This window comes from Rhizobium leguminosarum bv. trifolii WSM2297, assembly GCF_000271845.1.
Genome location: NZ_JH719395.1, coordinates 3327801 through 3348140 on the forward strand (window position 1 = coordinate 3327801; position 20340 = coordinate 3348140).

Annotated in this window: 23 protein-coding genes; 8 read left to right on the forward strand and 15 right to left on the reverse strand. The window is 61.4% G+C overall.

What is annotated here, in order from left to right; genetic code table 11:
- Positions 1–308 precede the first annotated feature (308 nt).
- Genes RLEG4DRAFT_RS31320 through sdhC form a run of 4 tightly spaced genes read right to left on the reverse strand, consistent with a single transcriptional unit; the run spans position 309 to position 3742 of the window.
- Positions 309–1088, reverse strand: coding sequence for a succinate dehydrogenase iron-sulfur subunit (locus RLEG4DRAFT_RS31320; protein ID WP_003567268.1), 780 nt, complete (start codon positions 1086–1088; stop codon positions 309–311).
- A gap of 18 nt (positions 1089–1106) precedes the next feature.
- Entirely contained in the window at positions 1107–2948 is a 1842-nt protein-coding gene (gene sdhA, locus RLEG4DRAFT_RS31325; protein WP_003582818.1) for a succinate dehydrogenase flavoprotein subunit, read from the reverse strand.
- 7 nt (positions 2949–2955) lie between these two features.
- Positions 2956–3336 carry a succinate dehydrogenase, hydrophobic membrane anchor protein gene (gene sdhD, locus RLEG4DRAFT_RS31330; RefSeq protein WP_003582819.1) on the reverse strand — a complete coding sequence of 127 codons (381 nt, stop codon included), beginning with the start codon at positions 3334–3336 and terminating at the stop codon, positions 2956–2958.
- A gap of 10 nt (positions 3337–3346) precedes the next feature.
- Positions 3347–3742 (reverse strand): succinate dehydrogenase, cytochrome b556 subunit, encoded by a 396-nt coding sequence (sdhC, locus tag RLEG4DRAFT_RS31335; RefSeq protein WP_003582820.1) that lies wholly within the window; start codon positions 3740–3742, stop codon positions 3347–3349.
- 437 nt (positions 3743–4179) lie between these two features.
- Between sdhC and RLEG4DRAFT_RS31340 the strand changes: the two genes are divergently transcribed.
- A complete protein-coding gene (locus RLEG4DRAFT_RS31340; RefSeq protein WP_003582821.1) occupies positions 4180–4665 on the forward strand; it encodes a hypothetical protein in 486 nt (161 codons plus the stop codon).
- 69 nt (positions 4666–4734) lie between these two features.
- On the opposite strand, the gene RLEG4DRAFT_RS31345 is transcribed toward RLEG4DRAFT_RS31340, so the two are convergent.
- The 6 genes from RLEG4DRAFT_RS31345 to RLEG4DRAFT_RS31370 all read right to left on the reverse strand — a co-directional run bounded on the left by RLEG4DRAFT_RS31345 (position 4735) and on the right by RLEG4DRAFT_RS31370 (position 10293).
- Complete coding sequence (locus RLEG4DRAFT_RS31345; protein ID WP_003582822.1) at positions 4735–5088, reverse strand: RidA family protein; 354 nt, start codon at positions 5086–5088, stop codon at positions 4735–4737.
- A gap of 245 nt (positions 5089–5333) precedes the next feature.
- Positions 5334–6203, reverse strand: a complete 870-nt coding sequence (locus RLEG4DRAFT_RS31350; RefSeq protein ID WP_171898248.1) for a LysR substrate-binding domain-containing protein — start codon at positions 6201–6203, stop codon at positions 5334–5336.
- A gap of 127 nt (positions 6204–6330) precedes the next feature.
- Positions 6331–7395 carry an ABC transporter ATP-binding protein gene (locus RLEG4DRAFT_RS31355; protein ID WP_003582824.1) on the reverse strand — a complete coding sequence of 355 codons (1065 nt, stop codon included), beginning with the start codon at positions 7393–7395 and terminating at the stop codon, positions 6331–6333.
- 10 nt (positions 7396–7405) lie between these two features.
- Positions 7406–8245, reverse strand: coding sequence for an ABC transporter permease (locus tag RLEG4DRAFT_RS31360; RefSeq protein WP_003582825.1), 840 nt, complete (start codon positions 8243–8245; stop codon positions 7406–7408).
- On the reverse strand, positions 8242–9126 hold the full coding sequence (locus tag RLEG4DRAFT_RS31365) for an ABC transporter permease (protein WP_003582826.1): 885 nt from the start codon (positions 9124–9126) through the stop codon (positions 8242–8244). The genes RLEG4DRAFT_RS31360 and RLEG4DRAFT_RS31365 overlap by 4 nt, the downstream gene beginning before the upstream one ends.
- Positions 9127–9216: 90 nt before the next feature.
- A complete protein-coding gene (locus RLEG4DRAFT_RS31370; protein WP_003582828.1) occupies positions 9217–10293 on the reverse strand; it encodes an extracellular solute-binding protein in 1077 nt (358 codons plus the stop codon).
- 261 nt (positions 10294–10554) lie between these two features.
- On the opposite strand from RLEG4DRAFT_RS31370, the gene speB reads away from it, so the two are divergent.
- From speB to RLEG4DRAFT_RS31395, 5 genes are all read left to right on the forward strand, one after another.
- A complete protein-coding gene (gene speB / locus RLEG4DRAFT_RS31375) occupies positions 10555–11616 on the forward strand; it encodes an agmatinase (protein WP_037094416.1) in 1062 nt (353 codons plus the stop codon).
- Positions 11617–11700: 84 nt separating this feature from the next.
- Positions 11701–12498: a transporter substrate-binding domain-containing protein gene (locus tag RLEG4DRAFT_RS31380; protein ID WP_003582832.1), complete on the forward strand. Its 798-nt coding sequence runs from the start codon at positions 11701–11703 to the stop codon at positions 12496–12498.
- Between the two features lie 143 nt (positions 12499–12641).
- Positions 12642–13310, forward strand: a complete 669-nt coding sequence (locus RLEG4DRAFT_RS31385; protein ID WP_003582834.1) for an amino acid ABC transporter permease — start codon at positions 12642–12644, stop codon at positions 13308–13310.
- Positions 13307–13954 (forward strand): amino acid ABC transporter permease, encoded by a 648-nt coding sequence (locus RLEG4DRAFT_RS31390; protein WP_003582835.1) that lies wholly within the window; start codon positions 13307–13309, stop codon positions 13952–13954. The genes RLEG4DRAFT_RS31385 and RLEG4DRAFT_RS31390 overlap by 4 nt, the downstream gene beginning before the upstream one ends.
- A 158-nt stretch (positions 13955–14112) precedes the next feature.
- The gene (locus RLEG4DRAFT_RS31395; protein ID WP_003582836.1) at positions 14113–15084 is read left to right on the forward strand and encodes an ornithine cyclodeaminase family protein; all 972 of its coding nucleotides are present in this window, start codon (positions 14113–14115) and stop codon (positions 15082–15084) included.
- A 58-nt stretch (positions 15085–15142) separates the two neighbouring features.
- Here the strand turns inward: RLEG4DRAFT_RS31395 and RLEG4DRAFT_RS31400 are convergent, their stop codons facing one another.
- The 5 genes from RLEG4DRAFT_RS31400 to tsaD are packed head-to-tail and all read right to left on the reverse strand — an operon-like array spanning position 15143 to position 18614.
- The gene (locus RLEG4DRAFT_RS31400; RefSeq protein WP_037094419.1) at positions 15143–15790 is read right to left on the reverse strand and encodes a class I SAM-dependent methyltransferase; all 648 of its coding nucleotides are present in this window, start codon (positions 15788–15790) and stop codon (positions 15143–15145) included.
- Entirely contained in the window at positions 15787–16218 is a 432-nt protein-coding gene (locus RLEG4DRAFT_RS31405; RefSeq protein WP_003582840.1) for an EVE domain-containing protein, read from the reverse strand. Before RLEG4DRAFT_RS31405 ends, RLEG4DRAFT_RS31400 begins: the two co-directional genes overlap by 4 nt.
- A gap of 2 nt (positions 16219–16220) precedes the next feature.
- On the reverse strand, positions 16221–16514 hold the full coding sequence (locus tag RLEG4DRAFT_RS31410) for a YciI-like protein (protein WP_003582842.1): 294 nt from the start codon (positions 16512–16514) through the stop codon (positions 16221–16223).
- A gap of 10 nt (positions 16515–16524) precedes the next feature.
- On the reverse strand, positions 16525–17508 hold the full coding sequence (locus tag RLEG4DRAFT_RS31415; RefSeq protein WP_003582843.1) for an NAD(P)H-dependent glycerol-3-phosphate dehydrogenase: 984 nt from the start codon (positions 17506–17508) through the stop codon (positions 16525–16527).
- A complete protein-coding gene (tsaD, locus tag RLEG4DRAFT_RS31420) occupies positions 17505–18614 on the reverse strand; it encodes a tRNA (adenosine(37)-N6)-threonylcarbamoyltransferase complex transferase subunit TsaD (protein ID WP_003582844.1) in 1110 nt (369 codons plus the stop codon). The genes RLEG4DRAFT_RS31415 and tsaD overlap by 4 nt, the downstream gene beginning before the upstream one ends.
- 72 nt (positions 18615–18686) lie before the next feature.
- On the opposite strand from tsaD, the gene hemC reads away from it, so the two are divergent.
- Positions 18687–19616 carry a hydroxymethylbilane synthase gene (hemC, locus tag RLEG4DRAFT_RS31425; protein WP_037094422.1) on the forward strand — a complete coding sequence of 310 codons (930 nt, stop codon included), beginning with the start codon at positions 18687–18689 and terminating at the stop codon, positions 19614–19616.
- A 7-nt stretch (positions 19617–19623) separates the two neighbouring features.
- Complete coding sequence (locus RLEG4DRAFT_RS31430) at positions 19624–20331, forward strand: uroporphyrinogen-III synthase (RefSeq protein WP_003582846.1); 708 nt, start codon at positions 19624–19626, stop codon at positions 20329–20331.
- The last annotated feature ends 9 nt before the right edge of the window (positions 20332–20340 follow it).

Here is a 20340-nt window from a genome sequence, read left to right on the forward strand (position 1 = left end):
GTCCGATTATCGTAATTCGCTTTGGTTAATCAAGTCGAACTGCATAAATTGCCCGTGACAACCACTAACCGAAAAACGATACAGTTCAACTGCCCCGCTGCAGAACTTCCTGCACATAGAATTTGTCAGCAAGGTGTTGCGTGCGTTGATCTCTGTCCGGATCCCTGTCGAACTCCCGCAATATCGGCGAATGGCGCTCGGACGAATGCTTGAGAAAGGATAGATCAGCGCTCAAGCCAGCCGTGGGCTGATCTCTCCGACGGCTTCGGGATCGAAGCCGTCTATTCCGCCACCGGCATGCGCGCCGGTCAGACCCGGCGCTCGACCATCATCTTCTTGATTTCGGCGATCGCCTTGGCCGGGTTGAGGCCCTTCGGGCAGGTCTGCGCACAGTTCATGATCGTGTGGCAGCGATAGAGGCGGAACGGATCCTCCAGATTGTCGAGACGTTCGCCGGTCGCCTCGTCTCTGGAGTCGATTAGCCAGCGATAGGCCTGCAGCAGAACGGCCGGACCGAGATAGCGGTCGCCGTTCCACCAGTAGCTCGGACAGGAGGTCGAGCAGCAGGCGCAGAGGATGCATTCATAGAGGCCGTCGAGTTTCTGCCGGTCCTCGTGGCTCTGCTTCCATTCCTTGGCGGGCGCCGGCGACACCGTCTTCAGCCACGGCTCGATCGAACGATGCTGGGCGTAGAAATTGGTGAGGTCGGGCACCAGATCCTTGACCACAGGCAGATGCGGCAGCGGATAGATCTTCACCGCGCCCTTGATATCGTCGAGGCCCTTGGTGCAGGCAAGCGTATTGGTGCCGTCGATATTCATCGCGCAGGAGCCGCAGATGCCCTCGCGACAGGAGCGGCGCAGCGTCAGCGTCGGGTCGATCTTGTTCTTGATGTAGAGCAGGCCATCGAGCACCATCGGGCCGCAATCGTCGACATCGATATAGAAGGTGTCGATCGACGGGTTCTGCCCGTCATCCGGGCTCCAGCGGTAGACGCGGAACTCACGGGTGTTTTTGGCACCCGCCGGCTTCGGCCAGACCTTGCCTTCGCGCATCTGGGAATTCTTGGGGAGAGCGAGTTCAACCATATCCGGTTCCTCTTGAGATCAGTACACGCGAGCTTTCGGCTCGATCTTGTGCGGATCGATGCCTTCGGCGATGAGCTCGGTGTGAACCGGCCGATAATCGAGTTTCACGTCGCCCGCCTCGCTTACCCAGGCAAGCGTGTGCTTGCGCCAGTTGACGTCGTCGCGGCCGGCAAATGCACCCTCGGTATAATCCTCGCGGGCATGCGAACCGCGGCTTTCCTTGCGGGCCTCAGCGCCGTAGATCGTCGTGATGGCATTGGCCATCAGGTTCTGCAGCTCCAGCGTCTCGACCAGATCCGAGTTCCAGATCATCGAACGGTCGGTTACCTTGATATCGCGCATCTCCTGCCAGATCGCCGAGATTCGCCGGCAACCGGATTCCAGCGATTCCTGCGTGCGGAAGACGGCCGCGTCTTCCTGCATGGCGCGCTGCATTTTCTCGCGCAGTTCCGCCGTCGGCGTGCCGCCGCTGGCATGACGCAGGCCGTCGAAACGGTCCATGATCTTGTCGCAGGCTGCGACATTGAGATGCGGAATCGGCGCTGCGCGGTCTATCACCTCGCCGGCGCGGATCGCAGCCGCGCGGCCGAAGACCACGAGGTCGATCAACGAGTTGGAGCCGAGGCGGTTGGCGCCGTGCACCGAGGCGCAGCCGGCCTCGCCGACAGCCATCAGGCCGGGGATGATCCGTTCGGGATTGGCGCTATCGGCGTTCAGCACTTCGCCCCAATAATTGGTAGGAATGCCGCCCATATTATAGTGAACGGTCGGCAGAACCGGGATCGGCTCGCGCGTGACGTCGACGCCTGCAAAAATCTTGGCGCTCTCGGAAATCCCCGGCAGGCGCTCGTGCAGAACTGCCGGATCGAGATGGTCGAGATGCAGGAAGATGTGGTCCTTGTTCTTGCCAACGCCGCGGCCTTCGCGGATTTCCAAAGTCATGCAGCGCGAAACGACGTCGCGCGAAGCAAGATCCTTGGCCGACGGCGCGTAACGCTCCATGAAGCGCTCGCCCTCGGAGTTGACGAGGTAGCCGCCTTCGCCGCGCGCGCCTTCGGTGATCAGACAGCCCGAACCGTAAATACCGGTCGGGTGGAACTGGACGAATTCCATATCCTGCAGCGGCAGGCCGGCACGCGCCACCATGCCGCCGCCATCGCCGGTGCAGGTATGGGCCGAGGTTGCCGAGAAATAGGCGCGGCCGTAGCCGCCGGTCGCCAGCACCACCATCTTGGCGGCGAAGCGATGGATCGTGCCGTCGTCGAGGCACCAGGCGACGACGCCGGTGCAGCGGCTGCCGTCTTCCGACATGATCAGGTCGAGCGCGAAATACTCGATGAAGAATTCGGCGTTGTTGCGCAGCGACTGGCCGTAAAGCGTATGCAGGATGGCGTGGCCTGTGCGGTCGGCAACGGCGCAGGTGCGCTGCACCGGCGGGCCTTCGCCGTAATTCTGCATGTGGCCGCCGAACGGGCGCTGGTAGATCTTGCCTTCTTCGTTGCGCGAGAACGGCACGCCGTAATGCTCGAGTTCATAGACCGCCTTCGGCGCTTCCATGGTCAGATACTGCATGGCGTCGACATCGCCGAGCCAGTCGGAGCCCTTGACGGTGTCGTAGAGGTGCCACTGCCAGCTGTCGGGCGTCATGTTGCGCAGCGACGCGGCAATGCCGCCTTGCGCCGCGACTGTATGCGAGCGGGTCGGGAATACCTTGGTGATGCAGGCGGTGCGGAAGCCCTGTTCGGCCATGCCGAGCGTGGCGCGCAAGCCGGCGCCGCCGGCACCGACGACGATCACGTCGTAGGAGTGATCGACATATTTGTAGGCCTTGCCGTTCTGAGCGGGTGAAGTCGGTGCCATATCGAGCTTATCCTACGAATGCGATTTTCAGAATGGCGAAGAGACAGAGGCCGGCGACCAGGATCGCAAAAAACGTGTTCAGCATCAGCAGAGCGATCTTACCGAACTCGCCGTGCACGTAATCCTCGATGATCACCTGCATGCCGAGCTTCATATGGATGACGCCTGATATCACCATCAGCCCCATGACGACCGCAACGAATGGGTTCGACAGCGCGCGGACCACATCCGCATAGGGCGCGCCGGCATAGGCGATCAGGAAGAAGAGGAAGAACAGGATGAGCGGAACATTGGCGACGGCCGTCAGCCGCTGGCGCCAGAAATGGTCCGTGCCGTCCTTGGCGGAGCCGAGCCCGCGAACCTTGCCGAGGGGGGTGCGCATATCCATGAGAGGACCTTCAGAAGCGAATGAGGAAGCCGATCACCCAGACCAGCACGGTCAGACAGAGCGACCCGATGACATTGGCGATGGCGAGCTTGGTCGAAAATTCCTTCTCGAAACCGTAGCCGAGATCCCACATGAAGTGGCGGAAACCGCCGAGCATGTGATGCAGCAGCGCCCAGGTATAGCCGAGAAGCACGAGCTTGCCGAGAAGGCTGCCGAGCACCCAGTTGGCCCAGTCATAGGAACCCTGGCCGCTTGCCGCTGCGATCAGCCACCAGGCGACCAGCAGCGTGCCGACGTAAAGCGCGCCGCCGGTAATTCGGTGGACGATCGACATGACCATGGTGGGAATGGGTTTGTAAATTTGCAGATGCGGCGATAGGGGCCGGTTATTTGTCACGTTCGCCATCAGAACCTCGCGGCGGCTTCTCTGCGCTCCCGGATTTCGGAGCATGCTCAGTCAACCACACGAATGACGAATTCTCTGTGTGCGTTGCATCAATTGCGACGTTTAATCACCGGAAACGCCGACGACAAGCACAATCGCTGTCTGCTTCTAATTTAATCGATTCGGGTTCTTGTAAAGTTTGCCGGCATGAGCAGCTTCTAAAAAATGCCAAGCTGCTTTTCCGAGCAAAGCGGGAAGCGATTTTGCCGGCAATTGGGTAAAAACAAATGATTAGAGGGTTTTTGCACCTCGACGAGAAACTGAACCTTTCTCACAAAACTGGCCTTTTGCGCTCAATATTTATGCCGTTCTCCCCCGGCACATGGACAAGCTGCGGTTTTTGGCGCAATCTGGCGTTAACGATTTGTTAACGATTGGCATTCTGGAGGCCGGCGCCCATGTTTCGCAGTCTGTCCGTCGTCACCCTGCTTGCCCTCTCCGCACTCGCCGCACTTCCCGCCACGGCGGGCGAGCGCCGTCATGATTATCGCCTTTCCGGCCATCGCCACGTTTTCCACAACGGATTGCTGCTCGGCCAACGCGTCGGCTGGCGTGATCGCGGCATTCGTGTCGACCACGCTTTCGGCTATCGATCCGGGCGAGACCGGATGCCGTTCCTGCGGCAATTTTCCTCGCCGGCGACAAATCGCGTGCGCTACGGCAATCTCATTATCGTTGCAGGCGCGGCACCGGCTGGAAGCGGCGACACCTATTCCGGCTCTTCCTATGCTTATCAGGTCGATGGCGGGACGTATGTCGGCGGCTATGGGTACAATGCGGCGACACAGCCCGAGCCGCGAGCGCCGAAGGCAAAGGTCATCGACGTCGCCGTCCAGGACGACCCTTGCGACTACGAGGCCAATGTTTGCGTCATCCGGCCTTGAAGGCATGATACCGAGTACGTCCGGCCCGGCTTCGCTGACAAGGGTGTGAAGATGACGAAAGCCGGCGGCTCAACTTTGCCCGGCCCCACTCTTCCGCGACGCGGCTACGTCAATACGGATGGCGCACATCGGCGGGAGATTCTTGTCCTCAAACGTCGCCCGCCGTGGCGTTCCGCCATCCGGCATCCAGGCATCCCAGGCTCTGTTCATTTCCTCGAATGAGGCAAGGTCGCTGAGCCAAATATTGGCGAGAATGATCTCCGACTTGTCGGTACCTTCGCGTAGCAGCATGTCATCGATGCGCTCCAATATTTCGTTGGTTTGCGCCGTCACGCTCGCTCCCCTCGTCAGGTTTGCGACCTGGCCGGGCAGATAGGCAGCATCTGCGAGCAGAGTTTCGTCAACTTTGGCTTGCCCCATCATCGTATTCGCAGACTTCCATGAATGCTTGAGAATTGGGCCCTCGGCCCTTCATTCGATCACTGTGGGGCTTCGCTCGCCATTCCGGAAGAGGGAATTAAATTGAGCCGATATAATGGAAGCTGAACGCTCACGCCCAGAACAGGATGATTTTAGGCCGGGTCGGCCTAAAATCTGAATCCTGTTCTAATTACAGAGTTAGAGCATGATGTCGTCCGAAAACCGCTCATACTTTTCGGCATCATGCTCTAGCTGGACAATATGGCCGTATGCCGCGAAATAAAGTCCACAAGATAGCGCGCCCCTTCGGCCGTCTCGGACTGAGCATACAAACCGATCTCGATACGCACCGGACCGGGCAGATCCGCCGATCTGTCGAGCGTTCGGCAGCCCTCTGGTTTCGTCGTGAGCATCATTGGTGCGATACCGATGCCGACGCGAACCGCGGTCGCCATGGCCACCAGCGTCGATGCCACGCACGCCGTCTTCCACTTGACGTTCCGCTGCGACAGGGCCGCAATCGTCGGGAGCGTCCAGGGACATTCCTCCTCGAACATAATGATGGGAAGCGGTTTTTCCGCATCCGCCACAAAGTCGGACCTGACCGTCCACATCAGATACTCGGTCCAGATCAGGGTCGGTTTTCGTGAGAGGCAGGTGATGTCGCAAACCACGAGATCCAGCTTCCTGTCTTCAAACAGGCTGGCGAGGCGGCGATTCGGCTCGACAATGATGTCGATCTCGACCTTCGGGTTCTGCGCTCTGAAGTCACTGAGAATGTCGATCAGGTGGCCAGCTGCAAAGTCCTCGACGACCCCGAGGCGAATGCGGTCCTCGATCATCTTGCCTGTCAGCCTTTTCTCGACCTCGTCGCTGAGGGCGACCATTTCGCGGGCATAAGCCAGCATGATCTGCCCATGGCTGGTAAGCTCGAGGCCTTTTGACGAACGCGAAAACAGCGCAACGCCGACAAGCTCCTCCAGCTTGCGGATCTGCATGCTCACGGCTGCCTGCGTTCTGTTCAGCTTGACGGCTGCTCCATTGACGGTGCCGATCTCCGCGACGGTCAGAAATGCACGAAGCAGATAGGAATCAAGATCAAGCATCAGAAGCCGCATCCATACTTGTGGCGATCGAGAACCTCGGGCCTCTTTGCCGATAAGTGGATATTGGACGAACCATGTTCTTCCGGCAACTGACGATCCTTACCCCCGGGGGCGCAGCGCAAGCTATGCCCCTGCCAGCCTATCGTGCGAAAAGAACACATGCCTCGGCGGGAATCGAAACGTTGACTTCCTGCCCGCGAGCGAAGGCTATGTCTGGACGGTTCGGGCAAGCCGAGATTATACGGTCGCCACTGACCAAGTCGAGAATGACATGCCTGAAGGCACCGAGTGTCACAACATCGGCAACGCGTCCGGGAATAGCCCCGGCACTCGGAGCGCCGGACGATATCTCGACGCTTTCCGGCCTCACGCAAATCTCGGCGGCCCCTGAAAGGCTTCCCCTGGACGCGACCGGAAATTCCCAGCCGGATTCGGAGCGAAATCTGCCGGCCGTTTCGCCCACGGCCGAAATCGAGCCATGAACCCAATTCGTCCGTCCCATGAAATCCGCGACGAAACGCGAATCTGGGCGCCAATACACATCATCCGGCTTGCCGGATTGCATGATTGCTCCACGATTCATCACGAATATGCGCTCTCCGAGGCTCATCGCCTCCTCCTGGTCGTGGGTTACCACGATTGCGGTCGAGCCAACCGCGGCGAGCACATCCTTCAATTCGGTGCGCAGCTCGTGGCGAAGTTTGGCGTCGAGGGCCGACAGGGGCTCATCCAGGAGAACAAGGCTCGGATGGGTGGCGAGCGCCCGCGCCAGCGCAACACGCTGCTGCTGGCCGCCGCTCAGCTGGTGCGGTCGCCGCTGTCCGAAACCGGTGAGCCGGACGAGCTCAAGCATCTCGGCAATGCGGCGAGGTATTTGCTCCGGCGGATGGTTGCGATGGCGAAGTCCGTAGCCGATGTTCTGCTCGACGGTCATATGCGGGAAAAGTGCGTAATGCTGGAACAGCAGCCCGACGTTGCGCTCATAGGGTTTCAATCCGGCCATCGGCTCGCCGTCGATGAGGATCGCGCCTTTGTCGGGCGGCTCGAACCCGGCAATGAGCCGAAGAATGGTGGTCTTGCCGCAGCCGCTTGGTCCAAGCAGTGCGATTGTTTCACCTGGATTCACCGAGAAGGAGATATTACCGAGGGCGACGGTGTCGCCGAAGCGCTTGCTGACCCCTTGAAATTCCATGGCAGAAATCATCGTATTGTCCTCAAGAACGAAACAAACCCTGACCGACGACAGTGTCGAAGCCGACGACACGGTCCAGCACAACGATGAGCAAGGCGGTGACGGCAATCAGGACCACGGCCGCCGCAGCGATCGTCAGATCGAAAGCCGCGCGCATGTTGCTGACCAGCGTCACTGGCAAGGTCGTTGCGGATGGGTCGCTCAGAAAGAGACTGATCGACACGTCATCTATCGAAATTGCGAAGGCGAAGATCGCGCCGGTGACGACGCCCGTCCGCATGAGCGGTAGGGTAATCGTCCAGAAGGCTTGTCGCTCGGTGGCGCCGAGAACCATCGCGGCCTCCGTCAATCGTCGGTCGCTGCCGAGGAGGCTGGCAAGACTGGTCCTTATGCAATAGGGCAATGTCACGATCACGTGGCCAAGGAGCAGACGCGCCATGCCGTTGGTAATACCGGCCTTGGAGAGGAAAAGCAGCAGGCCGAATCCGATGACGACCGGCGGGACGATGAGTGGCGAGAGAAAAGCCGACGTCAGCGTTGCCTTTCCCGGAAAATTGCCGCGGGCAAGGCCAACAGCTGCCGCAGTTCCGATCGTCACGGACAGAACCGTCGTGAGCACCGCCAAGATGAGGCTGGTACGCAGGCTGGCAAGGATATCCGCCTGGGAAACGAGCCGTTCGAACCAGTGAAGCGACAAGGCAGGTGGCGGCAGTGGACCGAGGTAAGTCCTGGCGTCGAAAGCCATGAGGCATGTTATCACCAACGGGATGGCGAGGAACGCCAATCCGAGGCCGATGACACCGTAGGCAAGGGAAACGGCGATCCGGTCTCCGGTTCGCGCTGCAAGAGACTGTCTGCTCATCGGGAAACCTTCCAGGCCTGCGCAAAGGTTATGACAGCGACGACCGCCAACGCCACGGCAAGCATGACCAGCGAGATCGCCGCGCCGCTCGGATAGTTGGCGATATCGCTGAACCGGGTGTAAATGACGTTCGAGATGAAAAGCACCCGGCCCCTCCCGAGCACCATGGGAATGACGAAGGCGCTGATCGCGAAAGTCAGCGAGACAAGCGTGCTTGAGATCAGAGCCGTGAAGCTCAGGGGAAGCGTGATCGACAGATGAGCTTTCCATCCCGGCGCGCCGAGCGACTGGGCTGCATCGAGCAGACGCGGATCGATCGATTGCATCGCACCAATCAACGTTAGCGTTGCGACCGGTATGATCGAGTGAACCAGACCCGCAGTAACGACGATATTGATATATTCGCGGCTGTTGGGCGAAAGGCCAAGTGTCAGGAGGAGGGGTCGGAAGATGCCGACCGACCCGAAGGTCAGTTCGATCGCATACGTCTTGATCAGGACGCTGGATAGAACAAGCGTAATCAAAAAGCCGAGGGTGAGCGCGCGCATTCGCGGCGAAATGCGCCGCACGATGAAGTAGGCCAGCGGGAATGCCACAAGCTGGCCGATGATCGCGGCAGTGCCACCGATCCAGAAGGTCGTCAACAGGACACTCGCAAACGCCTGGTTTGCAAGCTCGTAATAATTTTGAACTGTTGCCGCGGCATTTTCGACGGAACCGACGCGCCCCGGCGTAAACTCCTTCAAGCTTTCGATTGCCAGATTGACTAACGGTGACAGAAAACCGAATGCGAACACCAGGAGGGCTGGCCCGAGCGTCAGGGCCGCATCTCGGCGATCAGGAAACGAAATGGCAACGGATTGCCGCCTTGCTTTGGTCATGGTGGAACAGGCCTTTTTCCTCGCCCTTACGGGCCATGAGAAAGGGAGGTTATCGAAGCCCGCGCCTTCGACAACCTGCCGCGAGATCCCTCAGAGCAACGGGGCGATGTCCTGCTCCCAGCGCTTGGACCAGGCATCCTGCTGTTCGAGAACGACATTGTAGTCTGGCACATAGACGAAACTCGAAAACTCGTCCGACGTGAAGGACAGATGCTTGAGATTGTCGGGCGTCACCGCCTTGCTGTTCAACGGCGCTTCGCCCGCCACCTTGGCATAGAGCGAGTTCATGTCCGGGCTGATCGCGAAGTTGACGAAATCGAGCGTTGCCTTGGTGCTCGGTCTATTCTTCAATACGCCGAAGCCGCTCTGGTAGAGGAAGGCCTTGAAGTTGCTGTCCTTGGTGAAACGAGTAACCGGGAAGTTCTTCGCCACGGCCGCCCAGCCGGGCTCGGCGAAGAAGCCGACGGAGGTCTCACCCGACGTCAGCGAATTGGTGAAGTCGATATCGGTGATGGCGACGCGGCCGATATTGCCGGATTTCGCCAATTCCTTCATCAGCTTCCAGCCGGGCTCCATATTCGTTTCACTGCCGCCGGCGTGAAGGGCGAGCGCGACGATCTGGAGCATCATGCTCTGTGTCGGGCCTGGCCAGCAGATCGCACCCTTGAGATTGGGGCTCAGCAGATCGTCGATGGTCTTCACAGCGATCGGAGCCGTGTCGGTTCGGGAACCGAAATACATGCCGCCAACTGCGCGTGGGACCGCTTTGATATTACCCTTGCCATCACGAATGATGATTTTCTCGGGAATATTCGCAAGGTTGGGAACATCGGCGGGATTGATGGTCTCGAGCCAATCCTCCTTCACCATGCTGTTGAACGAGCCTTCCCAGCCGGCGACATAGTCGTAGTCGACATTCGGCCAGACGGCCTTGATCTTTGGAAGAATCGCGCCCGCGCCGCCCTGGTGAAGAACCCAATTGAACGTCGCCACATTCTGGTCGGCGGCAATCTGTTTCATGGCTTCGACGACATCGCCGCCCCATTCGACGGCGGTGAGACTGCTGCTGCCGGCTGCGGCGGGTCTCGCAAATCCCATCATCGTGCCGGCAATCCCCGCGGCAGCGGCGGATCCGAGGAAGCGGCGGCGTGTCATATCATGCAACATGGTAGGTTCCCTTTGTTGTCGGCCCTCTTCTGGACCGTTCGCATCGGAGACTGCTTGGAGGTTGCCAACCGCGGTAGTGGGAAAATTCTCGCCGGGTTATAAAGTTTTCTGATTATCCCGATGAACCCGCCTCCCGCATCGCGGAGCTTCGGCGGATCCAGGCTATCAATATTCGTTATATCCCCTCTCGAATTTTCGCGGTTCCAACGGAAGCGGGCGGCGCCGATGATGACGGCAGTATCACTACCGTGGGAGCCTGCCTTGACCATTGACCGGGATTTTCTGGAAGACTTGAGAAAGCGCTTCGGCAGCGCTGCAGGCGGGGAGATGGAAGACCCTCACTTCCGCGCCGTGGCGGCGAGCGTATTCAAGGACGGCGATAGCCGCAAATGGCCCTTCGCCGATCCCGCGACCTTTCTGGATGCCCGCTTCATCGAGAACGGCTTGCGGCCCGAGGTGCTTGAGGCGCTCGACGTGGCTCTGATCGGCGTGCCGATGGACCTCGGCGTCACCAATCGCGCCGGCGCGCGGCTGGGGCCGCGGGCTGTCCGAGCGATCGAGCGTGTCGGCCCCTACGAGCATGTTCTGCGTGTCGCCCCGATGGGAGGGCTAAAAGTCGCCGATGTCGGCGACGTGCCGATGCGCAGCCGGTTCGGCCTGGCCGAATGCCATGCCGATATCGAGGCTTGCTACCGGATGATCGCGGCAACCGGGGTCATCCCGCTATCGGTCGGCGGCGACCATTCGATCTCCGGCGCCATTCTCAAGGGCCTGGCGGCCAGCCAGCCGGTAGGCATGATCCACATCGACGCTCATTGCGACACCGCAGGTCCCTATGAGGGCTCCAAGTTCCACCACGGCGCGCCCTTCCGCGAGGCTGTCCTGGCGGGTGTGCTCGATCCGAAGCGGACGATCCAGATCGGCATCCGCGGCGGCGGCGAATATCTTTGGGAGTTCTCCTTTGCCTCCGGCATGACTGTCATCCACGCGGAAGAGGTGGCAGAGATGGGTCTCAAGGCCGTGATCGCAAAGGCTCTGGAGGTTGTCGGCGCCGGTCCAACCTATCTCAGTTTCGACGTGGACTGCCTCGATCCGGCTTTCGCTCCGGGAACCGGCACGCCGGAGGTGGGCGGGCTTCAGCCGAGGGAGGCCCTGACCCTGCTGCGCGGCTTCAAAGGCATCAACTTTATCGGCGGCGACGTCGTCGAAATCGCACCGCAATACGACAACACCACCAACACCGCGCAGATCGCCGCGCAGGTGTTGTTCGAACTCCTGTGCCTCGCGATGTTCAGTCCCGCGGTCAGGACGAAGCTGACCTGAGAACCAGATCCACAACGGCAGCGCGCCTCGTGCCCGCTGCCATCCATCACCTGTCGCATAACACGTCTCAAAAAGGGGAACGACATGACTGCTCTTATGAAATTGCGCTACACCGCCACTGCGGCAATTGCCGTGTTCGGCATCCTGGCAGGGGCCGCGCAGGCCGACGAACTTGCCGATATCAAAGCCGCAGGCGAGATCAACATCGGCATCTTCTCCGATTTCCCGCCCTTCTCTTCGGCAAGCGCCGATATGAGCATCAAGGGCTATGACGTCGACGTCGCCCAGAAGATCGCCGACGGGCTCGGCGTGAAACTCAATCTGGTTAGCGTTACTGGCCAGAACAGGATCGCCTACCTGAACGACGACCGCGTCGACCTGCTGATGAGCGTCGGCTATTCGAAGGAGCGCGCCGAGGTTATCGATTATGCCGCCCCGTACGCCCCCTACTATATCGCCGTCATCGGTCCGGCAGCCCTGAAGGTCAGCGGCAAGGAAGACCTTGCCGACAAGACCGTTGCCGTCAATCGTGGGACGCTAGAAGACACGTCGCTGACCGCCGCCGCCCCGGGCTCGGCCGCGATCCAGCGTTTCGAGAACTACAATTCAGTCATCCAGGCCTTCGTATCCGGCCAGACGCAGCTGATGGTCGTCGGAAACGATGTCGGCGCGCAGGTTCTGGCGCGACAGGACGAGCTTAAGCCGGAGCAGAAGTTCCAGCTCCTCAGTTCCCCCTCGCACATCGCACTCCGCAAGGGCGAGGACGGCCTGAAGAAGGCTATCAATGACAGCGTCGCCGCAATGATCGCCGATGGTTCACTCGACGCAAGTTCGAAGAGCTGGCTGAAAGCACCGCTCAATCCCGAAAACCTGAAGGATTGACGAGGCGGGTCTCCCGCTCACCGAGCATGATGTCGAAAACCGCAAGCGATTCCGGTGGCATCATGCTCCAATTCTTAGGTTGAGAGGCGGATCCAGATTTCGGACCAGCGCCGCTCAGGTCATCCGGCTCCAGAGGACAAGCGATGAGATACAGCCTCGATTTCAATTGGCTTTGGGACGGAATGGGAGCTCTGGCCTACGGCGCAGGCACGACACTTGCACTGACGGCCTCCACATCTGTCCTCGGGATCGTTCTCAGCGTTCTCGGCGCGGCCGCGCGCCGGGGACCTTATCCATGGTTGCGCAAGGCCGTCGGCCTGTACGTGGAAGTCATGCGCAATACGCCATTCCTGGTGCAGCTGTTCTTTATCTTCTTTGGCTTGCCTAGCCTCGGCATTCGCCTTGATCCGATCTCTGCCGCCGTTCTTGCCATGACCCTCAACATGGCGGCCTACACGATGGAGGTGGTTGGGGCCGGGCTCGATGCCATACCGAGAGGCCAGAAAGAGGCGGCACAGGCACTCGGCCTCAGGCCTCGGCTGGTGTTCTTCAAAATCGTCCTGCCGCAAGCCCTCGCCATCATTTTTCCGGCGCTGACAAGCCAGATCATCATCATGATGCTGGAATCGGCGGTTGTTTCGCAGATATCCGTCCGCGAGCTGGCGCAGGAGGCCGATCTGCTTCAGTCGCGCACCTTCCGCTCCTTCGAGACCTATCTGGTGGCAACGTTGATCTACCTTTCGATGTCCGCCGCACTTCGCCGGCTCCTTTTCGCCGGGAAACGTCGTTTTCTGGGAGCTGGCCTGGCATGATTGAGTTCACGTTCTGGGACATACTGCGCAATCTCGTCTTCGCGACACGCTGGACCCTGCTGCTTTCGCTCGCAGCCTTTGCCGGCGGCGCCATCGTTGGTCTGGCGATCCTCTCTGCACGGATATCGAAAACGCGCTGGCCGCGCAGCTTCGCGTCCGGCTACATTGCCCTGTTTCAGGGAACGCCGCTTCTCATGCAGCTCTTTTTGATGTTCTTCGGCCTGCCGATGCTCGGTTTCCGGATCGAGTCATGGACCGCCGCCGTCTGCGGCCTGACGTTTTACGCTAGCGCCTATCTTGCCGAAATCTGGCGGAGCGGCGTCGAGGCGGTGCCGCGCGGGCAATGGGACGCCGCAGCCAGCCTGGGCTTGCACCGTCTCCTTGAACTTCGCCTTATCATCCTGCCGCAGGCCTTCCGGATCACGCGCGCGCCGACCGTCGGGTTCTTGGTCCAGTTGATCAAGAGCACCGCACTGGCCTCGATCCTGGGCTTCGAAGAACTGCTGAAAACCGCGAACGCCATCAACAATGCGACCTTCGAACCTTTCAAGGTCTACGGTCTCGTCGCGCTGATCTTCTTCGCCCTGTGTTATCCGCTGACGCAATACGCCAGAGTTCTGGAGAAGAAAGCAGCATTTGGCTGAGCGGTGCCGAGTTGCTCAGCATTCCGATCGCAACGGCGTGTCCAAAAGGTCGATGCCGGCTGAAAAGCCGGTGCGCCGTGCAGCGCCGACCCGGCTCTCGTTCAATCACCCAGAACTCGCTTTATCCAGCAGTCAGAACTTACTGAGAGATCGCTTCCATGACCGACACACAAATCCGCATTCTCGATGCCAGCACAACGGCCGAGCTTCTACCTTTCGGCGCGCTGGTCGCGACCTTGCGGCAAGCATTTGCCGAAGGCTGTGTTGTGCCGGTGCGTCATCACCACACGATAACCAATAGCGGCGAGCCGGATGCGACGCTGCTTTTGATGCCGGCCTGGCATGAAAAGCAGCGATCGGAGCGCTACCTTGGCATCAAGATCGTTACCGTCTTTCCCGGTAACACGATGCGCGGCATTCCCGGCTTAACCTCGACTTACATCCTCTATGATAGCCGGACCGGGATGCAGCTTGCGCTGCTTGACGGAAACACGATCACGGCGCGCCGAACGGTAGCGGCATCGGCCCTTGCTGCGGACTATCTTGCCCGAACGGACGCGCGCCGTCTGCTGGTGGTCGGCGCAGGTCGCGTCGCGAGCCTGATACCCGATACCTACCGCGCCGTCCGGCCGATCGCGCAAGTCGACATCTGGGATATCGATCCCGCCAGCGCGGAACGGTTGGCGCAGAGCCTCCGCCAACGGGGACTCCGGGCTGCTGCCGTCGCGAATTTGGAAGCCGCGGTACGGCAAGCCGATATCGTCAGCGCGGCAACGCTGGCGACCGCTCCGCTTATCCACGGCGAATGGCTGAGGCCGGGCACCCATGTCGATCTGATCGGCGGCTTCACCCCGGCGATGCGCGAGGCCGATGACGAAGCGCTTCGGCGCTCCTCGATTTATATCGACACTCACGAAGCCCTTCACGAAGCAGGCGATCTGGTTCAGCCGATCAGGGCCGGCGTCATTTCTGCAGATGCGGTGCGTGCGACACTTGACGAGCTGTGCCGCCGGGATATTCCAGCCCGGACGTCCAACGATGAGATCACGCTCTACAAGACAGTCGGAACGGCCTTGGCTGATCTTGCCGCCGCGACGATGGTCTATGAAGCCGCCTTGATCGCCGGCTGACATAACATGGTCCGCTCCGGGCGATCGCGAATGATCTAATCTTGAATGTCGATCCAACCTAGGTAGCGAAGCGCCACACTGTCGTCTTCTTGATTTCGCTATCCTCCAGTGCCCGCGTGACCGGTACCTCGTAAACCGCGCAGGATTCCAGCCGATCCCGAGGAAGGTAGCTGCGGCCGGGATCGCCGACCAGCACCGGCGTACCGTCCGCCACCAGCCTCAGGAACCAGGGAATGAGCGCGTCGGCAAAAGCGCGATCATAGAAGACGTCGCCGGCAAGCACGATATCCGCATCAATCGCCTGCCCGATCAGGTCGGTGCCGGTAAATCCCAGGAGAACGCCATTGACCTCGGCATTCAGCCGGACGGCCGTCTCCGCCCAGGGATCGATATCGGCGGCGGTGACCTCGCGGGCGCCGGCCATGACAGCTGCAATGCCGACGAGGCCGGAGCCGCTGGCGAAATCCAGCACGCGCTTGCCGCGCACCATCTCCGGATGATCGAGGACGTAGCGCGCCAGTCCCTGGCCGCCCGCCCAGGCGAAAGCCCAGAAGGGCGGCGGCAGGCCGATCGCCTCCAGCTCCTCCTCCGTCTTCAGCCAGAGTTCATGCGCTTCGCTTGCCAGATGAAGCGAAATCTCCGGCACATGCGGCGGCGCCATCACGCTGGTATGGGCGCGGATGAAGGCTTGCGGATCGGTTTTCACCGCGGCGGTTCGTCCAGCCCGCCCATACGGCAGACTTCGGCCCATTCCTCATCCGTCACCGGCTGCACCGAGAGGCGCATGGAGGTAACGAGCGACATCTTGGCGAGCTTCTCGCTCGCCTTGACGTCCTTCAGCGTCACCGGCTTCGGCATGTCCATGACGGCGCGGATGTGGACGCAATCCCACTTCGGGTCGCCCTTGGCGGTGGAATCGGGCTGCGACAGGGCGCAGACTTCGACGATCCCGACGATCTCCAGCCCGTCATTGGAATGGTAGAAGAAACCCTTGTCGCCGATCTGCATCGCCCGCATGTTGTTGCGCGCCAGATAATTGCGGACGCCGGTCCATTCCGTGCCCTTTTCGCCGGCAGCTTTCTGCTGCTCCCAGGACCACGAGGCGGGTTCGGATTTATAGAGCCAGTGCGCCATGCTTATGCTTCCGGTTTGTTGAAGACCCAGTTGTAGGCCTTGACCTCGACGCTTTCGAACAGCCCGGCTTTGGCGTAAGGATCGGCATCGGCGAGCGAGCGCGCCGCCTCCTTTGTCGCAGCTTCGACGATGATCAGGCTGCCGCAGGCCTTGCCCTCATCATCGAGAAACGGGCCGGCGATCTTCAATGTGCCCTCGGCGTTCAGCCCGTTCAGATACTCAAGATGCGTCGGCCGTGTTTCCATGCGCACGTTCAGATGTCCCGGCTTGTCTTTGCAGAGAAGGGCGAAAAGCATGTCTATTCTCCTATTCGGTGGTGATCGGGCGCGTCATCAGCTGCTCGATCGCCTCTGATATATCGAGCTTGCCGTCGATGATGGCGGAAATGGCATCGGTAATCGGCATGCTTATCCCAAGCTCGGCCGCAAGCCGCGAGGCGACGGAGGCGGCAAGCGCGCCTTCCACCAGCGCGCCCTGCAGCGGGTCGGCCTCTTCGCCGCGCCCGAGCGCAATGCCGAAGCGCAGGTTTCGCGATTGATGGCTGGTTGCCGTCAGCACCAGGTCGCCGAGGCCGGAAAGCCCGCGCACCGTATCGGCCTGTCCGCCCTTGGCGACGACGAAACGCGACATTTCCGCAAGCCCGCGCGCAATCAGCGCCGCACGGGCGGAATCGCCGATGCCGCCGCCTTCGACGATGCCGCAGGCAATCGCCAGCACGTTCTTCAGCGCGCCGCCGAGCTGCACGCCGATGCGGTCGTTGGAGGCATAAAGCCGGAAGGTTCGGCCTGATATCGCCTGGGCGAGCCGCTCCGCGGTCTCGATGTCACTAGCCGCGATCGCCATCGCCGTCGGCAGGCCCTTGGCGATATCGGCGGCAAAACCCGGGCCGGAGAGCACGGCGACGGCATGGTCCGGCAGCTCCCGTTCCAGCATGTCGGTCAAAAGATTGCCGGTCGCCCGTTCGATGCCCTTGGCACAGGTGACGACAATGGCATCCTTTGAAAGATAAGGGCCATATTGTCGGGCCGCATCGGCCTGCGCCTGCGACGGCATCGCAAAAAGCACGATGGAGGCACCGGCAATCGCATCCGCCTCGGCGGCAAATTCCAGCGTATCGGGCAGCAGAATGCCGGGCAGCGCCGCATCATGCAGCCGTTCGGCCTTGAGGTCGGCGATCAGCGACGGATTGCGCCCGACAAGCGTCACCGCGCTGCGGCCGGCAAGGGCGATGACGGCGGCGAGCGCCGTTCCGAAAGCCCCCGACCCGACGACGGCGATGTTTTCGCTCATGCCTTGGCCCCTCTCTTTCCGAAACCGATCAGCGTTTTCGCATTGTCGTCGAGCGGCCAGCGCGAGCGCGGCTGGACGTCGAGCGGATCAGGCGCGACGCCGGTGGCCATCCGCTCCAGTCCCGCCCAGGCGATCATCACCGCATTGTCGGTGCAGAGGTGCAGCGGCGGCGCGATGAAGCGGAAGCCGTTCTTGTCGCATAGCGCCTGCAGCGTGCCGCGCAGTTCGAGATTGGCGGCGACACCGCCGGCAACGACGAGAGCCGGCTTTTCGCCAGTCGCCGGAAATGTCGCGGCAAATTCCGTCTTGAACCGCTGCAGACCACGGCCGATGCGGTCCTTCAGCGTGCGCGAAACCGCCTTCTGGAACGAGGCGCAGATATCCGCCACATCCTGATCGCTGAGCGGCGCGATATCCTGCGCCGCCTGCCGCACCGCCGTCTTCAAGCCGGAGAAGGAGAAGTCGAGCCGCGCCTCGCCGACCAGTGGCCGCGGAAACGCGAAGCGGTCGGCATTGCCGTCCCGCGCCATCCGCTCCACCGCCGGACCGCCGGGATAGGGCAGACCGAGCAGCTTTGCCGTCTTGTCGAAAGCCTCGCCGAGCGCATCGTCGATCGTCGTGCCCCAGCGTTCATACTCTCCGACGCCGCGCACCAGAATGAGCTGGGTATGGCCGCCGGAGACGAGCAGCATCAAATAGGGAAAGGAGAGCCCGTCCGTCAGCCGCGCCGTCAGCGCATGACCTTCGAGATGGTTGACCGCATAGAGCGGCTTGCCGGCGGCCTTAGCGATCGCCTTGCCGGTCATCAATCCCACCAGCAGCCCGCCGATCAGCCCCGGCCCGGATGTGGCGGCAATGGCGTCCACCTCGTTGAGCGACACATTGGCGCGCTGCAGCGCCTCCTCGATCAGCTCGTCCAGCGCCTCGACATGGGCGCGCGCCGCAATCTCCGGCACCACGCCGCCATAGGCGCTATGTTCATCGAGCTGGGACAGCACCACGTCGGACAGCACCTTGGAATGCCCCTCCGCATCGCGCTCGACGACGGCGGCCGCGGTCTCGTCGCAGCTCGTTTCGATGCCAAGGATGCGCAGAAAGGGAACCATGAGGCCTGTTCGTTGATTGCGATGGGATGGAAACCCGTTTACGAGAACTCCGGTAACAACGGAACTGAGCGGATGCAAACAAAACCTTTCCGGATCGGCACGCGGGGCAGCCCGCTGGCGCTTGCCCAGGCGCATGAGGCCCGCGACAGGCTGATGGCGGCGCATCATCTGCCTGAGGAAATGTTCGAGATCGTCGTGCTGACGACCAAGGGCGACCGCATCACCGACCGCTCGCTCGCCGAGATCGGCGGCAAGGGCCTGTTCACCGAGGAACTTGAACAGAAGCTTGCATCAGGCGAGCTTGATTTCGCCGTGCATTCCGCCAAAGACATGCCGACGAAGCTACCCGAGGGCCTCCATCTCTCCGCCTACCTGCCGCGCGAAGATATCCGCGACGCCGTCATCGGCCGGACCGCCCGCAAATTGATCGACCTGCCGCATGGCGCCACCGTCGGCTCCTCATCGCTCCGCCGCCAGGCGCTAATCCGCCGCATGCGGCCTGACATTAACGTCGTCACCTTCCGCGGCCTGGTGGAAACGCGGCTGCGCAAGCTCGAAGAGGGCCAGGTGGATGCGACCCTTTTGGCGCTTGCCGGCCTGAAACGCCTCGGCAAGGTCGAGGTGATCACCGATATCCTCGACCCCGACACCTTCCCGCCGGCGCCGGCGCAGGGGGCGATCTGCATCGAAAGCCGCATCGGCGATACAGGGATCGACGATCTGTTGGCGCCGGTCAATGATGCCGCAACCTTCGACGCCGTCTCCTGCGAACGCGCCTTCCTCGCCGCGCTCGACGGTTCCTGCCGGACGCCGATCGGCGGTTATGCCGTCTGCGAAGGTGATCTGATCCGCTTCTCCGGCCTCATTATTACCCCCGACGGCCGCAGCCAGCATGCGGTGACGACCGACGGCCACCGCCGCGATGCGGCCGCACTCGGCACCCGCGCCGGCCAGGACGTGCGCGCCAGAGCCGGCAGCGCCTTCTTCGACGACTGGCACTGAAGCGGCCATGCGCGTGCTCGTCACCCGCCCCGCGCATTCGGCGACGAAAACCGCACAACGTCTGCGCGATATGGGCCACGAGCCGCTGCTGCTGCCGCTGCGTCGGCCGGTGCATGACAGCGCCGCAGCCGCAGCCGCGCTTGCAAGAACCAGCGGCGCAATCGCAGTGACCAGTGCGGAAGCCGTCAAGGTCATTTTCTCTCTCGGTGAGACACTTCGTCCGCATCTTGCTCGCCGGCTTTTCGCGGTCGGGGAGATGACGGCGGAAGCAGCCCGCAGCCTCGGGTTTCGATCGGTGGCCTCCTCGTCGGGTAACGGCGGCGATCTCGCCGATCTCGTCGCCGCGCGGGGAACCGACGACTTGCTCTACCTTGCCGGCACGCCGCGCGCCGAAACCTTCGAAGCAGGATTACGTCAACGCGGCATCCGCTTTTCGATTGCAGAATGCTATCGCATGCAGCCGGTTGCCCCCGGCCCGGCCGAGATCGAAGCGATTTTTGCGGGCGGCCGACCGGATGCGGTTCTCTTCTATTCCCGGCAGACGGCCGACGATTTTTTTGGCGTAGCGGAACTCCGCTCAGCCCTGCCGGAGGAAAGCGGAATCCGCCTTCTCTGCCTCAGCGAGGCGGTGGCCGAGGCCATCCCGGCGGCTCTGAAAAAAAACGCGGCGATTGCGCCGATGCCGGATGAGAAAAGTCTTTTGTCGCTGCTTTGAATGCTTTAG

Excerpts from the sequence above, each read along its gene's own strand:
- sdhD (WP_003582819.1), bottom strand. The coding sequence starts at position 3,336 with ATGGATATGCGCACCCCCCTCGGCAAGGTTCGCGGGCTCGGCTCCGCC.
- RLEG4DRAFT_RS31405 (WP_003582840.1), bottom strand. The coding sequence starts at position 16,218 with ATGGCGCACTGGCTCTATAAATCCGAACCCGCCTCGTGGTCCTGGGAG.
- hemC (WP_037094422.1), top strand. The coding sequence starts at position 18,687 with ATGCAAACAAAACCTTTCCGGATCGGCACGCGGGGCAGCCCGCTGGCG.
- sdhA (WP_003582818.1), bottom strand. The coding sequence starts at position 2,948 with ATGGCACCGACTTCACCCGCTCAGAACGGCAAGGCCTACAAATATGTC.
- RLEG4DRAFT_RS31385 (WP_003582834.1), top strand. The coding sequence starts at position 12,642 with ATGAGATACAGCCTCGATTTCAATTGGCTTTGGGACGGAATGGGAGCT.
- RLEG4DRAFT_RS31345 (WP_003582822.1), bottom strand. The coding sequence starts at position 5,088 with ATGATGGGGCAAGCCAAAGTTGACGAAACTCTGCTCGCAGATGCTGCC.
- sdhC (WP_003582820.1), bottom strand. The coding sequence starts at position 3,742 with ATGGCGAACGTGACAAATAACCGGCCCCTATCGCCGCATCTGCAAATT.
- RLEG4DRAFT_RS31370 (WP_003582828.1), bottom strand. The coding sequence starts at position 10,293 with ATGTTGCATGATATGACACGCCGCCGCTTCCTCGGATCCGCCGCTGCC.
- RLEG4DRAFT_RS31320 (WP_003567268.1), bottom strand. The coding sequence starts at position 1,088 with ATGGTTGAACTCGCTCTCCCCAAGAATTCCCAGATGCGCGAAGGCAAG.
- RLEG4DRAFT_RS31415 (WP_003582843.1), bottom strand. The coding sequence starts at position 17,508 with ATGAGCGAAAACATCGCCGTCGTCGGGTCGGGGGCTTTCGGAACGGCG.
- RLEG4DRAFT_RS31395 (WP_003582836.1), top strand. The coding sequence starts at position 14,113 with ATGACCGACACACAAATCCGCATTCTCGATGCCAGCACAACGGCCGAG.
- tsaD (WP_003582844.1), bottom strand. The coding sequence starts at position 18,614 with ATGGTTCCCTTTCTGCGCATCCTTGGCATCGAAACGAGCTGCGACGAG.
- RLEG4DRAFT_RS31340 (WP_003582821.1), top strand. The coding sequence starts at position 4,180 with ATGTTTCGCAGTCTGTCCGTCGTCACCCTGCTTGCCCTCTCCGCACTC.
- RLEG4DRAFT_RS31410 (WP_003582842.1), bottom strand. The coding sequence starts at position 16,514 with ATGCTTTTCGCCCTTCTCTGCAAAGACAAGCCGGGACATCTGAACGTG.
- RLEG4DRAFT_RS31430 (WP_003582846.1), top strand. The coding sequence starts at position 19,624 with ATGCGCGTGCTCGTCACCCGCCCCGCGCATTCGGCGACGAAAACCGCA.
- RLEG4DRAFT_RS31350 (WP_171898248.1), bottom strand. The coding sequence starts at position 6,203 with ATGCGGCTTCTGATGCTTGATCTTGATTCCTATCTGCTTCGTGCATTT.
- RLEG4DRAFT_RS31380 (WP_003582832.1), top strand. The coding sequence starts at position 11,701 with ATGACTGCTCTTATGAAATTGCGCTACACCGCCACTGCGGCAATTGCC.
- RLEG4DRAFT_RS31360 (WP_003582825.1), bottom strand. The coding sequence starts at position 8,245 with ATGAGCAGACAGTCTCTTGCAGCGCGAACCGGAGACCGGATCGCCGTT.
- RLEG4DRAFT_RS31365 (WP_003582826.1), bottom strand. The coding sequence starts at position 9,126 with ATGACCAAAGCAAGGCGGCAATCCGTTGCCATTTCGTTTCCTGATCGC.
- RLEG4DRAFT_RS31355 (WP_003582824.1), bottom strand. The coding sequence starts at position 7,395 with ATGATTTCTGCCATGGAATTTCAAGGGGTCAGCAAGCGCTTCGGCGAC.
- RLEG4DRAFT_RS31390 (WP_003582835.1), top strand. The coding sequence starts at position 13,307 with ATGATTGAGTTCACGTTCTGGGACATACTGCGCAATCTCGTCTTCGCG.